The sequence below is a fragment of the Rhodococcus pyridinivorans genome, from assembly GCF_900105195.1.
In the GTDB taxonomy this organism is placed as follows: Bacteria; Actinomycetota; Actinomycetes; order Mycobacteriales; family Mycobacteriaceae; genus Rhodococcus; species Rhodococcus pyridinivorans.
The window spans coordinates 2,270,568-2,285,296 of sequence record NZ_FNRX01000002.1 but is presented as its reverse complement, the minus strand read 5'-3'; the positions used below and the strand labels follow the sequence as shown (position 1 = coordinate 2,285,296).

Below are 14,729 nucleotides of genomic sequence, written 5' to 3'. Positions count from 1 at the left end.
CCCCGGGGTTCCGGTCGTAGCTTCGGGAAAGGGTCTCAGCCGACGACGAGCCTGTGTGCCTGCGCGATCGCTTCCTCACGCGAATGCACGCCCAGTTTCCGGTAGAGGGAACGCAATTGGGTCTTGACGGTGTTGAGGGTGACGAACTGTTCCTTGGCGATCGTGCCCGCCGTGCCGCCGGCGAGCAATGCGTCGAGGACCGCGCGCTCGCGTGGGGTCAGCCGTACGACGACACGGATCTCGCGGAAGATGCCGTACTCGGCCATCGCCGGGTCGAGATCGATCGGCAGGTCGACCCCGAGCGACAGGATGTCGCGCACGGCCGAGGGCGGGACTCCGACGAACGGCCGTGTCACCCCGGCATGTTCCGCCAGCACCACGGCCCGCTGGAGATGCCGTCGCGCATCGGTGCGGCGACCGAGTCTCAGAGACGCCACCGATCCGATCAGGGCGAGTTCCGCACCGACGGCCGGACAGTGCTCACGGGCGGCATCCCCACGATGCACGATCACCTCCGCGCCTCCGGGATCGCCGCCGAGCAGACGCAATCGCGCACGGGCCGGAGCCGTGAGGGGGTGCGTCGAGCTGTCGACCAGCTCGCACGCCGCGCGGGCCTCGCCGAGCGCGAGGTGCAGGTCGGCACGCGCGGCATCGACCAACACCGCGGAGATACCGGTGAGGCGATGGGAGAAGTGCTGAAGTTCCGAATCGATGTACAGCAGGCCGTCGGCGGGCACACCGCTCAGCAGCGCCAGTCGCCCCCGCGCGTACATGACGGCCGCCCACAACTCTTCCGTGTGGCGGAGAGTGCCGAGTTCGGAGAGCGCGCGGAAGGCCGTGCCGGTGTCGAGCCTGTCGAGGGCCACGAGCGCGGTGGCGACCAGGCCCGCCGTACGGATGAGGGCCTCGGCCTCTCCCATGATCGGCGGATGCCGGAGCTCCTCCTCGATCCACCGGGTCGCCTCGTGGGTCCGGCCCCGGAGGGCTTCGAGGAGCGCGAGTTTGCCCGCGGCCTCTCGCTCGACGAACACACCGCGACCCGCCGTGTGGGCACGGCGCAGCATCGTTCCGGCATCGGTGGTGCGTCCGCCGAGGAGGTAGACGGTGCCGAAGTTGAGGTATTTCAGTCCGTGGGCGTGCCGGGTCGTGTCGTCCAGCGTCTCGAAATTCGGCACGGGTTCGGTGGCCAGGCCGTCGCACACTTCCATCGCCTCGTCGTAGGCACCCTGCATCCGGAGACTTCCGAGGCGAAGGATCGTTTCGAAGGATCGAGGGAAGGCCCACTGTTCCGGCTCTCCCGCCTTGTTCCGGGCACAGGTGATCGTCCGCAGCGACGCGACGGTGCGATCGTTGGTCGTCATGTCGTCGGGGAGCAGCTCGAGCAGCACGATCCCCAGGGAGCGGAGCGATCCGCTTCCGTACAGCGCCACCCAGTTCTTCTCGACGATGTCGATCGCGCATCGCCAGTCGCGCCGCTCCACGGCATGTTCGAGGGCGATGTCCGGACGCGAGCGCTGCAACCAGTAGTCGATGAGAGCCGACCGCGCATCCCGCAGCTCCTTCGGGTATTCGGCGCTGCCCACCCGCAGGAGTGATCTGTGGACGACCTCGGGATAGCGCCAGGCGGTCTCGCCGTCCGTGGAGTCCTCGTCCGTCGAGCAGGCCTCGATCAGTCCCGACTCGGTCAGCGCGGTGAGGAAGGCGTCGCTGTCGTCGATGTGCGGTAGAGCCGAAATCGACGACTCCGTCACCGTGTTGGGTGCGGCGGAGACGAGGACCGAGCGGGAGGACAGTGCCAGTGAGGGATCCGCGGCCACGACATGCATGACGACGAGATCGACGGTCGAGTCGACCAGGACGTCGAGGGCGTCGGTGCCGTAGACCCGATCCGGCTTCTCGGCACGCAGCGTCGCACACACCGCCGCGACGAATGCGGCGAATCCTTCGGTGCGGCGGGTGATCCACTCGATGGTGCGTTGGTCCCGCGCAAGTCCGAAGAGCCGGCACAGTGCAGCGGTCTCGTCCACGGTGAACGCCAGGTCGTCGTCGCCGACGATCGTCCTGTGCGGGTGTCCGTCGACAAGTTCGGCCCACGAGCCTGCGGCCCTGCTGGTGACCACCATCCGCACCTGCGGCCCGAGCCGCAGCAACTGCCCGACCCGGTCTTCGATCGCTTCGACCGACCGGACACCGTCGAGCACGAACATCACGGGCCGGGGGTGCCGGACCAGTATCGAACACAACGAGTCGAAGGAGCCTTCCGCCGCAACGGGTTCGTCGACTCCGAGGGAGGTGCACAGCGACGATGCCACCGTCGCCCAGTAGGTCTCGGGTGTGACGTCGTGCGCGGGTTCGGGAATCACCACCGGCGCCCACTCGGGACACGGGTCGGTCGCCAGCCACGTGTCGACGAGGGTCGTCTTGCCGGAGAAGGGGCCACCGAGGATCACGGCGAGTTCGGAATGCGCGGACAGAACGGAGAACAATCGGCGACGGGACAAAGGCAGTGTTCTCGGCACGTCCACTATCCCTTTCGCATCCGGGCAGCATCGCCCTCGAAACGGACTCACAGGTATGTGCAAATATTAGCAGCCGGCGGGGGAAATGACGGATTTCGCCGGAACTCCGATCGCGCGCCAGGAATCACATCGAAGTAACTCCGCACCTCCATTCACACGGTCCACGAACGGATTTCACGTCGGCGGGGGAGAAACTCGGTGAGCTTCTCCCCCGCTGCGACTTCGTTCAGTGTGCGAATGCCTGGTCGGTGTGGCCGCGACCGACACCCTCGCGGAGATATCCGACTACATCGGCGATGTCTTCACCGAGCTTGTGGGCGATGTCCCGGCTGAACCCCTCGCGAAGCACGATTCGCAGAACCGCGACGTCCTCCGCGTCGGCCGGCATCGTGTAGGCCGGAACCTGGAATCCGCGGGCCCGCAATTCGTGGGAGATGTCGAACACCGTGAAGCCGGGGTCGCCCGTCACCTCGAAGGAGATGACCGGGATGGCGGAGCCGTCCGTGATGATCGCCATGTTCTCGATCTCGGAGATCTGCTTCGACAGCATGAGCGCGGTGTCGCGCAGGGTCTCCATGATCTGCGTGTACCCGGCGACACCGAGCCGGATGAAGTTGTAGTACTGGCCGATGACCTGGTTACCAGGACGCGAGAAGTTGAGCGTGAACGTCGGCATGTCGCCACCGAGGTAGTTGACCCGGAAGACCAGGTCCTCGGGCAGATGTTCCTTCGAGCGCCAGACGACGAAACCGATACCCGGATAGGTCATGCCGTACTTGTGACCACTGACGTTGATGGACACGACCCGCGGCACACGGAAGTCCCATTCGAGGTCCGGATGGAGGAAGGGCACCACGAAGCCACCGGAGGCGGCGTCGACGTGCAACGGGACGTCGGGACCGCCGGAGGCCGCGAGCTCGTCGAGCGCGGCGGCGATCTCCGCCACCGGCTCGAGTTCACCGGTGAAGGTGGTGCCGAGGATCGCGACGACGCCGATGGTGTTCTCGTCGACCGCTTCACGGACCTGCTCGGGGGTGATGGCGTAACGGCCGGGCTCCATCGGCAGGTACTTCGGCTCGACGTCGAAGTAGCGGCAGAACTTCTCCCACACCACCTGCACGTTGCTGCCGAGCACCAGGTTCGGCTTCGACGCGTCCTTGCCGGCGGCCCTACGGGCCTCACGCCAGCGCCACTTGAGCGCGAGACCGCCGAGCATGACGGCCTCGGACGAACCGATCGTCGAGACGCCGGTGGCCGACGACGGATCGGCCGGATCGAGGTTCTCGGCGTGGAACAGGGCCGCGACCATGTTGACGCAGCGGGTCTCGATCTCCGCCGTGGCCGGATACTCGTCCTTGTCGATCATGTTCTTGTCGAACGTCTCGGCCATGAGACGACCCGCCTGCGGATCCATCCACGTGGTGACGAAGGTCGCCAGGTTGAGCCGCGAGCTGCCGTCGAGCATCAGCTCGTCGTGTATGAACTGGTACGTCGCCTCCGGATCGGTCTCCGACTTGGGAAGTCGCAGAGCAGGAATCGGGTCGGTACCGAGTCTGCCGGTGAAGGCAGGTGCGAGTGTCTCGGCTGGAGCATTGGACTCTGACATGGTTTCCTCCATTTCCCGCATCGAACACTCGTCGATCCGGTGACTTCAGGACATACGGGGCGGCTCTCACACCTCGATCGGCGGGTACAGCCTCTCCATCGTGTAGCGGCGGTTGCGCCGAACCGACAGGGCACTCAGCGTCAACGATACGAGCAGGATTCCGGCCAGGACAGCGATTGCGATCCACAATCGCGAATCGATGTTCTCGGCGACGGTGAGCTGCCGCAGACCGTTGACGGTGTAGGTCATCGGGTCGAACGGGTGGATGTACTGGAACGGCTTCGCCGTGGTCGGCACGGGGTAGATACCGCCGGCCGAGACCAGTTGCAGCATCAGGAAGGCCAAGGTCACCACCCGACCGACGGCGACGCCGAAGATCGCATTGAACGCTTGGATCATGGCCAGATACGTTGCGGAGATCAACATCAGGAACAGGATCGTCCCCACGACGTGCTTCACGTCCAGTCCGACGCCGAAATGGACGACCGTGTACATCACGACCACCTGCAGGATGCCTACCAGCAGAGCCGGCCAGTACGACGCGAGGACCGTGCGGTAGGCACCGAGTCCCGCGACGGTGGGCCGCGACTGTAACGGGGTGAGCAGCATCCAGGTGATGATGCCGCCGACGAACAGGGCGAGCGACAGGAAGAACGGGGCGAAACCGGTACCGAAGGTGGGTGCCTCGTTCGTGTAGTTCTGTTGCAGAGCAACCGGAGTCGACAACGTCTCGGCGGTGGCGGTGCGTTGTTCGTCCGTCCAGTTCGGCACCTGGGTGGCGCCCTGACTCAGGGCCTGCGCGAGTTCCTGCGAACCCGACTGCAACTCGACCATGCCCGAGGACAGCTCTCCTGCTCCGTCGGCCAACTGGACACTGCCGTCGGTGAGTTGGACGAGACCGGAGTTCAGCGTGGCGGCACCGGAGCTCAGTTCGTCGACACCGCTGCGGAGTCGGTTCACGTCCGCCGCCAGTCCCCCGTTCGACAACGTCGCCAGGGCTCCCTGTAGCGGACTGTTCGGGTTGCCGAGTTGATACTCGAGTTGTTCGGCGCCTGCCTGCAGACGCATGATCTCAGCGCGTAGGGCGTCGGCATCGGAGGCCGCCTGTTGCGCCGTCAGCGGTGTCAACGCGGTGATCGCCTGCTGCACGACCGGATCGGAGCTCCGGTTCAGGATGTCGACGACCTGCTGTACGGCCTGGTTCACCGTCGACTGCGTGGTCTGCGGTACCCGCGATTCGAGGGCGTCGAGCGAGGCCCGCAGCTCCGCTACCTGCCCGGCGACACCCGAGAGGGCACCGCTGTCGAGCGCGCTGAGCAGCGGACCCGTCACGCCGTCGATCGCGGTGGCGAGTTCGTTCGCGCCGGTAGCGAGCTGCGCCGACCCGTCTCGCGCCGTGACCATGTTCGTCGCGAGCTCCTGCGATCCCGAAGCGAGCTGGTCCGCGCCGCTCTTGGCCGTGTCGATGCCGTCGGCGAGTTGCCCGGCACCGTCGGCGGCCTGCTTCAGACCCGAGCCGGCGCTCTCGAGACCGGTGAGCACGGTCCCGACACCTTGGGCACCGATCGTGGAGTTCACCTGTCCGATCACCTGTTCGGACGCGTCCTGCCCGATGATCGTCGCGAGATAGTTGTTCGCGTCGTTGAAAGTGAAGACCAGATTCGCCTTCTCCGGGTTGTCGCCGTTGGGGGATTCGACCGCTTCGGTGAAATTCTCCGGAATCGTGATGGTGTAGTAGTACTTTCCGTCGACCAGACCCGCGACGGCGTCCTCTTCCGACACCTCCGCCAGATCGAGCTGACCGGATGCGATGAGGGACTTCACGACCTGATCGCCGGCGTCGACCTGTTCCCCCGTCGACGAACGACCGGTGTCGTTGTTGACGATCGCCGCGGGAATCTTGTTCACCGCACCGAACGGATTCCAGAAGGCCCACAGGTACATGGCCCCGTACAGCAACGGCATGAGAATGATCGTCGCGATCGCGATGCGCGGCATCGTGCCGCGGAAGTATCGCTTCGAGTCGCTACCGAGAGAGACGCCTGCGAGCACTCGTCACTTCCTCTTCGTCAGGACGCCGATGTCACCAGGTCCGAGCAGATCGTGCATGTCCACCACGGCCCGTACCCCGCTATCGGGGTCGACAGGGTTCACGTCGCCGATGATCACCGCCTGGTTCTCACCGAGCGCGACGAGCCGGCCGAGCAGGGTGGCACGTTCGACGTCGTCGGCGATCCGATCGATCCGGCCCACCACCAGCAGTGGCGGACGCCGGGTGTTCGCAACCGAGATCCGCAGGAGCAGTTGCTGGAGTTCGGGGAGGTCGTCGACGAACGCCTCGAGCGGTGGCAGCGGTACGTCGCCGAAGATCTCCTCGCACATCTCGGCGATACCGTCCTCACGGACCCGCGGAACGAACTTGTACCACGGGGAATCCCACCGCTTCTGCTCGGTGACGAGATCGCGCACGGTGACCGACGGGCGTACCTCGTCGAGCTCGTTCATGCACGCAATCGCCGACCGCGCGATGATCTTCTGCGGTCTGTCCTCGCCGAGAACCGTCAGCGATCCCCGGGTCAGTCGCATGCGACCGCACAGAGCCATGAGCAACGCGGTACGCGCAGCACCGGCCTGCACGGCCAGAACCGTCACTCCCCCGGCGTCGAGGTCCAGGTCGAGGGGGCCGAAGACATGGCCCCAGGGTCCGTGGAGTTCGATCCCGCGCGCCGACACGAGTGTGCCCGGCGTCTGCCGGGCGGTTGCCCGCTGCACGACCGGAGCGCCGTACGGCGGAGTCCCGACATCATCCGGTTCGGCTGTGCCCACCGGTGTTCCGCCGTAGTTTCCGTCCACGACGAAGGGATCCTCGAGCTGCTCGTCCGACAACTCGTCCCAGGCCTCTGCGTCGCTGCGCTGCCCGTAGTGAGTCACCGACTGTCCTTGCGCCGAGCGAGTGGGGTGTGGTGCCGTGTCCGATGCGCTGCCACGGTCACAGGCTGTTCTTGACGACGTGGCCGTTCTTCACGATGACCGACAGGTTCTTTGCTGGATCGGCGATCAGACTCAGATCCTCGAGCGGGTTGCCGTCGACGAGGAGCACGTCCGCCCAGGCGCCCTTGTCGATCACACCCCATCGGGCCTGACGGTAGGGATCGCGTTCGCCTGCGAGCCGGAACAGTTCGGCGTTTCCTGAGGTGAGCATCCGCAGCGCGTCGAGGTTGTTGTAGTGGTCGCCGAGCCGCGCGGCCATCTCGCTCTGGCGCGGCGCGATCTGCGGCTCGAGCAGCAGGTCGGTTCCCCAGGCCGTCTTCACGCCGTGCTTCTGCGCCCACTCGTAGACGTGGTCGGTGCCGGTGCAGATCTGCTTGTCCTTCTCCGCGCGATCCGGGTCGGGATAGTGGTGGTCGCCGAGCGCGAAGGGCTGCATCGACAACCACACCTCCTTCTCCGCGAGCAGTGCGACGGTCTCCTCGTCGGCGAGGTGGCCGTGCTCGATCGACTTCACCCCGGCCGCGACCGCGCGGCGGATCCCGGTGACGTTGTAGACGTGGGTGGCCACGTACGTGCCGTAGTCGGATGCGGCCTGGACGGCGGCACGCAGTTCTCTGTCGATGAACTGGACGGTGTACAGCGGGTCGTACATGGACGCCGCTCCGCCGCCGACCATCAGCTTGATCTGCGATGCACCTTTCTTGAGTTGCTCGCGCACGGCTGCGAGGACCCGGTCCTCACCATCGGCGACCCGCATGAAGCCGATCTGTTCGGCGCGGGCCTGATCCCCACCGAGGGCTGTGGGGCATTCGTAGACGAAGCCGAAGTCGCCGTGCCCGGACGTCTGCGAGATCGCGGCCTGGGACGGGTAGATGCGGGGACCGTCGAACAATCCCCGGTCGATCACCGATTTGATGCTGCCGGTGTCGCCGGCCATGTCGCGGACGGCGGTGAAGCCGCGCAGCAGCATGTTGCGGGCCTCGGCGAGGCCGTTGAGCGCGATGTGCGCTTCGCTGCCCATCACCATGTCGATGTAGGAGTTCGCGTTACCGACGAGGTGGACGTGCGCGTCGGACATGCCGGGCATGAGGACCCGCCCGCCGCCGTCGATCACGTCGGTCTCGCGGCCGGGTTCGTCGCCGATCGGCGATTCGGATACGGCGACGATGCGGTCTCCGTCGATCAGTACGTCGCCGGTGACGAGCTCTCCGGAAACTCCGTCGAAAACTCGCACATTACGAAAAAGAAGGCGCTGAGTGGACTTACCGGTTTCCGTCATGGCTGGGACGCTAACGCGCATCGAACACGACTTCCGACCAACCGAAAGGATCCCGAACCAATTCACCCCAACCGTTCACCCTTTTCGAAAGTTCGTTCTGAACTGCACCTATTCGATCGGATAGTTTCTTTTGAAAACACACAAATTTCCGATCTTCGACTTACACTGCGCCAATGCTGATTCACCCGACATTGCGCATGCAGTCCTGGGGATTCGTCATCGGCGCCGCCCTGTTCGCATTGGGTTCGGCGCCCGGAATTGCGACGCTTCTCGGCACCGCCGGTGCAAATACTTCGTTCTTCGTGGGTTCCTGGTTCTTCACGGGTGCAGCATTCGTCCAATTGATGCTCAGTGGGCCGGCCACCGTCACGGACAAGGGCAGCCCGGCGATCCGCGCCGACTGGCTCGCGTCGCTGATCCAGTTCATCGGTACGCTGCTGTTCAACGTCAGCACGGGAGCCGCACTGCACGCCCACACCGTCAAGGGTGAGAAGCACCTGGTGTGGAACCCCAATCTCGAAGGTTCCCTGTGCTTTCTGGTGTCGAGCGCGATCGCGTGTGCAGTCCTCTGGCGAGCGGGCTCGCATTGGGCGCCGCGCTCGAAGGACTGGATCAGCGGGTGGCTGAACATGCTCGGGTCGATCGCTTTCGGGGTCTCCGCCGTCGGTTCGTTCGTCCTCGACGACGGAAACACTCTCGACCCGAGCCTTGCCAACACCGGCACGTTCGTCGGGGCGATCTGCTTCCTGCTCGCCGCGGCGGTATTCCTCGGGAGGCGCAGCGCCGAGGAACCGGAATCCGCAACGGCCTCCTGAGAATCCGCGGGCAGGGCACCTCCCGGCGGAGAGCGTCTCAGTTCTCCCCTTCGCGCCCTTCGAGATAGGCGCGAGCGGCGTCGGGCCCCTCGTCGAGCAGGATCCGGAAACCGTCCTCGTCGAGCACGGGTACTCCGAGATCGGCGGCCTTGTCGGCCTTCGAACCAGGGTTGTCGCCGATGACGACGAAAGCCGTCTTCTTCGACACCGATCCGGCGGCCTTGCCTCCGCGCGCGAGGACGGCCTCCTTGGCCTGGTCGCGGGAGAATCCCGCGAGCGTGCCCGTAACCACGATCGACAGTCCTTCGAGGGTTCGCGGGATCGATTCGTCGCGTTCGTCGGCCATCCGCACACCCGCTGCCGCCCACTTGTCGACGATCGCGACGTGCCAATCGACGGTGAACCAGTCGGTCACCGCCGCGGCGATCGTCGGTCCGACGCCCTCGACGGCCGCGAGCTCGTCGACGGACGCGGCCCGGATCCGGTCGAGGCTGCCGAACTCGGTGGCCAGCGCACGCGCAGCGGTCGGTCCGACGTGCCGGATGGACAGGGCGACCAGCACGCGCCAGAGCGGCTGTTCCTTCGCCTTGTCGAGGTTCTGCAGCAGACGGTCGCCGTTCTTCGACAGCACGCCCTTGGTGGTGCGGAAAAACGGGATGCGTTCGAGGTCTTCCTTCGTGAGCGAGAACAGGTCGCCCTCGTCGGCGATGATCTTCCCCTCGAGCAGCGCCGTGGCCGCCTCGTAGCCGAGGGCTTCGATGTCGAACGCTCCCCTGCCCGAGACGTGGAAGACCCGCTCGCGCAATTGCGCCGGGCACGACCGCGAGTTGGGGCAGCGCAGGTCGACGTCGCCCTCCTTCGCCGGGGCGAGGGTGGTACCGCATTCGGGGCACTGCGTGGGCATCTCGAAGGCGTACTCGGAACCGTCGCGCAGGTCGACGACCGGGCCGAGGACCTCCGGGATCACGTCGCCGGCCTTGCGGATGACCACGGTGTCGCCGATGAGCACGCCTTTGCGCTCCACCTCGGACGCGTTGTGCAGCGTCGCCAGCGAGACGGTGGACCCGGCGACGGTGACCGGCTCCATGTAGGCGAAGGGGGTCACGCGTCCGGTGCGCCCGACACTGACGCGGATGTCGAGGAGCTTGGTGGTGACCTCCTCCGGCGGGTACTTGTAGGCGATCGCCCACCGTGGGGCGCGGGACGTGGCACCGAGGCGTCGGTGCAGCCCCATGTCGTCGATCTTGACCACCAGGCCGTCGATCTCATGTTCGATGTCGTGGCGGTGTTCGCCCCAGTAGCGCATCCGCTCGACGACCGCCTCGGCGCCCTGCACGCGAACAGTGTGCGGTGAGACGGGCAGGCCCCAGGCCGCGAAGGCCGCGTAGGCGTCGGATTGCGAGCGGGGTTCGAAGCCCTCCATGCGGCCGTAGCCGTGGCAGTACATGCGCAGACGCCGGCGCGCGGTGACGGCCGGGTTCTTCTGCCGCAGGGAACCGGCGGCGGAATTGCGGGGATTCGCGAAGGGCGGCTTGCCTTCGGCCACCAGCCCGGCGTTGAGGGTCTGGAAGTCCTCGAGCCGGAAGAACACCTCGCCGCGCACTTCGAGCAACGTCGGGATCGGGTATTCGGCGGTGCCGGTGAGCTTTTCGGGAACGTCGTCGATCGTGCGGGCGTTGAGGGTGACGTCCTCCCCGGTGCGTCCGTCGCCGCGGGTGGCCGCGCGGACGAGTTTGCCGTTCTCGTAGACGAGGCTGAGCGCCACGCCGTCGATCTTCACCTCGCACAGATAATCGGGGTGAGTGCCGGTCTCGACCTCGGCGCGCGAGAGCCACGCGCGCAGTTCGTCCTCGTCGAAGACGTTGTCGAGGCTGAGCATCCGTTCGAGATGCTCGACGGCACCGAATTCGGTGGCGAAGCCGCCGCCGACCAGCTGGGTGGGCGAATCCGGCGTGCGGAGTTCGGTGTACTGATCCTCGAGTGCCTGCAGTTCGCCGAGGAGCGCGTCGAACTGACCGTCGGAGATGATGGGGGCGTCGCGCACGTAATAACGGAACTGATGCTCGCGCACCTGTTCGGCGAGATCCTGCCAGCGCTCACGCGCCTCCGGAGGAGCGGTGATGGGTGCGTCCGTCGGTTCACTCACAGCCTGCAAGCCTAGTCGAGGGGACCGACCGGAATACTCAGAGCGTGTCGGCTTCCTCAGCGAAGGCCGACGCGACGTCGCGCAACGAACGCAGAGCGGCCCGTGCCCCCTCCGTGGAGGCCGAGGCCAGCCCGCAGACCGGGCTCACCGCCACCGATTGCAGCACCTTCCTGGGGAACCCGAGCCGGTCGATCAGCTCGACGGCCGGTGCCGCGTACTCGCGCCAGCCCGTCGAGGCCGGTGCGGTGGCGGGCACGAGTCCGAGTATCGGGACCGTGCCCGAGTCGAACAGTTCCCCGAGTCCGTCGAGGTCGGAGCGTCGCACGCATCCGACGTCGAAGGCCACAGCGTCGGCAGCGCTGCGCCGCAGGAAGTCGGCCGGGAAGGTGCCCGCGCAGCAGTGCACCGCGACGGAGAGCCCAGTGCCCCGAATCGTCGTGTCGAGCACGTCCAGCGCTTCCGGGTCCGGCACGGCAGGGACGGTCTCGAGGACGGTCCGGCCCTTCAGCGTTCCGGCGAGCACATCCGGCAGCGACGGTTCGTCGAGTTGCGCGACCACCTGAACCCCGAGCCGGCGGGTGATCTCGGCGGCGTGTCGGGCCAGGCCCTCCGCGAGCGATTCGGCCAGGTCGCGAACGGCGCCGCGGTCGGTGAGCACCCGGCGTCCCGTGGCGAGTTCGACGTGGGCGGCGAGGGTGAGCGGCCCGGCAGCCTGCACCTTCACGGGGCGGCCGGCATCCAGCCCGGCGCGTTCCCAGGCCTCCTCGAGCGCATCGAGGTCCTGGGCGAGCAGGTCGCGCGCCCGGGCAGCCACACCGCCGCGTCGCGACACGAGGCGGTAGCCAGTGGTCGAGGTGTCGAGGTACATGTCGACGAGCAGGGCGCTGACCCGCCCGATCATGTCGGCACCGAGGCCGCGTGCCGGCAGTTCGACGAGGTGGGGCAGATCCGTGAGTTCGCCGACGACGACCGCCGCGGCCTCGCGCGGGTCCGTCCCGGGCCACGAACCGATGCCTGTCGCGAGACCGGACCACACCTCGCGGCCGGTGGCAGGTGCCGTCACCGGTCCCCTGCCGCGATGGTTCCGCTGCCGAGGACGATGTCGCCCGCAGCGTCGGACCGGTACAGCACGGCGGCCTGACCGGCGGCGACACCGGTGAGCGGTTCGCGCAGCGAGATCTCGATGCCCGGACCCACCGCTTCGGCGACGGCCGGGGCCAGGCCGCCGTGAGCGCGGACCTGGACGACGCACTCGATCGGTCCGACAGGAGCGGTGCCGGAGGTCCATACGGCGCGCTCGGCGCGGATCGACTCGACCTTCAGCTGTTCGGCGCTGCCGACCCGGACGGTGCCGCTCTCCGGTTCGATCGCGGTGACGTAGCGGGGGCGTCCGTCCGGTCCGGGCCCGGCGATACCGAGTCCCTTGCGCTGGCCGATGGTGAAACCGTGCACGCCCTCGTGCTGCGCGAGCACCTCACCCGAACGGTCGTCCACGACGGCGCCGGGACGCACACCGATCCGGGCACCGAGGAAGGCGCGGGTGTCGCCCGACGGGATGAAGCAGATGTCGTGGCTGTCGGGCTTGTTCGCCACCGCGAGTCCGCGCTCGGCGGCCTCCTCGCGGATCCGGCTCTTGGGGGTGTCGCCGACGGGGAACACCGCGCGCGACAACTGCTGCGCGGTGAGCACGGCGAGTACGTACGACTGGTCCTTGTCGGCGTCGACGGCGCGGCGCAGCACCCCGTCGTTCAACTGCGCGTAGTGACCGGTGGCGACGGCGTCGAAGCCGAGCGCGACGGCACGGTCGGCCAGCGCCGAGAACTTGATCTTCTCGTTGCAACGCAGGCACGGGTTCGGGGTCTCACCGGCGGCATAGGACGCGACGAAGTCGTCGATCACGTCCTCCTTGAAGCGGTCTGCGAAATCCCAGACGTAGAAGGGAATTCCGAGCACGTCGGCGGCGCGGCGAGCATCGCCGGCGTCCTCCTTCGAGCAGCATCCGCGCGAGCCGGTGCGCAGTGTGCCCGGCGCGGCCGACAACGCGAGATGCACTCCCACGACGTCGTGTCCGGCCTCGACCATGCGGGCGGCGGCGACCGCCGAGTCCACACCGCCGCTCATTGCCGCAAGAATCCTCATCTCCGGTCACCTCCTCGTCCACCGGCGCTCGCCAGTCCGGCGGCGCGAGCCCTGTCCACCACGGAAGGGAGAGTTTCGATCAGTTTGTCGATGTCACTGCGGGTTGTGGTGTGCCCCAACGAGAATCGGAGCGAACCGCGTGCCGTGATCGGGTCCGCCCCCATCGCGACGAGTACGTGACTCGCGCGCGCGACCCCGGCGGTGCACGCCGAACCGGTCGAGCATTCGATACCGGCCGCGTCGAGCAACATCAGCAGCGAGTCGCCTTCGCATCCGGGGAACGTGAAGTGCGCGTTGTTGGGCAGTCGTCCGACCTCGCGAGGACCGTTGAGGATCGCGTCGGGGATCGCCGCCTCGACACCCGCGACAAGAAGATCGCGCAGGTGCGCGAGTTCGGCGGTGCGGCCGGGCAGATCCGAGGTGACCTCGCGCAACGCCGCGGCCATCGCCACGATGGACGCGGTGTCCTGCGTCCCGGACCGCACGTCGCGTTCGTGGCCCCCACCGTGGGCGAGCGGCACGCACGGTACCTGCCTGCCGAGCAGCAGCGCTCCCACTCCCTGCGGACCACCGAACTTGTGAGCGGCCAGGGTCAGTGCCGACAGTCCGCTCGCGGTGAAATCGACTGGGAGATGCGCGACCGCCTGCACGGCGTCGCTGTGCATCGGGACGTCGAACTCGGCGGCGACCGCAGCGAGTTCGGTGATCGGCATGACGGTGCCGACCTCGTTGTTCGCCCACATCACGGACACGAGGGCGACCTCGTCGGCGTGGCGCGAGAGTTCCTCGCGGAGCGTGGTGGGATCGACGCGGCCGGAGCCGTCCACCGGCAGCCACGTCACCTGGGCATCCTCGTGCTCGACGAGCCATTCGACGGCGTCGAGCACGGCGTGGTGTTCGACCGCGCTCGCGAGGATCCGGCGACGCCGGGGGTCCTGGGCGCGGCGACCCCAATAGATGCCCTTGACGGCCAGATTGTCGCCCTCGGTGCCACCGGAGACGAAGATCACCTCGGAGGGCCGGGCGCCGAGGGCGGCCGCAATCGACTCCCGCGACTCCTCGACGCGCCGGCGCGCTGCGCGCCCCGATCCGTGCAGGGAGGACGCGTTTCCGACGGTGGCGAGGACCGACGTCATCGCCTCGACGGCCGCAGGAAGCATCGGCGACGTCGCGGCGTGATCGAGGTAGACGGTCGTGGAGGTACCGGAGGGACCGGCGGCGGGCGAGGTCATGA

The 14,729-nt window shown here is 67.2% G+C and carries 10 protein-coding genes; 1 reads left to right on the top strand and 9 read right to left on the bottom strand.

Going from position 1 to position 14,729, the window contains the following annotated elements:
• Nucleotides 1-35: 35 nt before the first annotated feature.
• From BLV31_RS10930 to BLV31_RS10910, 5 genes are all read right to left on the bottom strand, one after another.
• Nucleotides 36-2,519 (bottom strand): LuxR C-terminal-related transcriptional regulator, encoded by a 2,484-nt coding sequence (locus BLV31_RS10930; RefSeq protein ID WP_248846293.1) that lies wholly within the window; start codon nt 2,517-2,519, stop codon nt 36-38.
• Between the two features lie 226 nt (nt 2,520-2,745).
• On the bottom strand, nt 2,746-4,125 hold the full coding sequence (gad, locus tag BLV31_RS10925) for a glutamate decarboxylase (protein ID WP_064061623.1): 1,380 nt from the start codon (nt 4,123-4,125) through the stop codon (nt 2,746-2,748).
• A gap of 66 nt (nt 4,126-4,191) precedes the next feature.
• Nucleotides 4,192-6,177 carry a YhgE/Pip domain-containing protein gene (locus BLV31_RS10920; protein WP_064061614.1) on the bottom strand — a complete coding sequence of 662 codons (1,986 nt, stop codon included), beginning with the start codon at nt 6,175-6,177 and terminating at the stop codon, nt 4,192-4,194.
• Between the two features lie 3 nt (nt 6,178-6,180).
• Nucleotides 6,181-7,056, bottom strand: coding sequence for a P-loop NTPase family protein (locus tag BLV31_RS10915; protein WP_064061613.1), 876 nt, complete (start codon nt 7,054-7,056; stop codon nt 6,181-6,183).
• Between the two features lie 58 nt (nt 7,057-7,114).
• Nucleotides 7,115-8,350, bottom strand: coding sequence for a metal-dependent hydrolase family protein (locus tag BLV31_RS10910; RefSeq protein WP_371850683.1), 1,236 nt, complete (start codon nt 8,348-8,350; stop codon nt 7,115-7,117).
• 218 nt (nt 8,351-8,568) lie between these two features.
• Between BLV31_RS10910 and BLV31_RS10905 the strand changes: the two genes are divergently transcribed.
• Nucleotides 8,569-9,210 (top strand): hypothetical protein, encoded by a 642-nt coding sequence (locus tag BLV31_RS10905; protein WP_064061611.1) that lies wholly within the window; start codon nt 8,569-8,571, stop codon nt 9,208-9,210.
• A 37-nt stretch (nt 9,211-9,247) separates the two neighbouring features.
• On the opposite strand, the gene ligA is transcribed toward BLV31_RS10905, so the two are convergent.
• The 4 genes from ligA to BLV31_RS10885 are packed head-to-tail and all read right to left on the bottom strand — an operon-like array spanning nt 9,248 to nt 14,727.
• Nucleotides 9,248-11,356, bottom strand: coding sequence for an NAD-dependent DNA ligase LigA (ligA, locus tag BLV31_RS10900; protein ID WP_064061610.1), 2,109 nt, complete (start codon nt 11,354-11,356; stop codon nt 9,248-9,250).
• A gap of 37 nt (nt 11,357-11,393) precedes the next feature.
• Nucleotides 11,394-12,419: a methionine synthase gene (locus BLV31_RS10895; protein WP_006554558.1), complete on the bottom strand. Its 1,026-nt coding sequence runs from the start codon at nt 12,417-12,419 to the stop codon at nt 11,394-11,396.
• Nucleotides 12,416-13,495: a tRNA 2-thiouridine(34) synthase MnmA gene (gene mnmA, locus BLV31_RS10890; protein ID WP_033097734.1), complete on the bottom strand. Its 1,080-nt coding sequence runs from the start codon at nt 13,493-13,495 to the stop codon at nt 12,416-12,418. Before mnmA ends, BLV31_RS10895 begins: the two co-directional genes overlap by 4 nt.
• Entirely contained in the window at nt 13,492-14,727 is a 1,236-nt protein-coding gene (locus BLV31_RS10885; protein WP_006554560.1) for a cysteine desulfurase family protein, read from the bottom strand. Before BLV31_RS10885 ends, mnmA begins: the two co-directional genes overlap by 4 nt.
• Between the last annotated feature and the right edge of the window lie 2 nt (nt 14,728-14,729).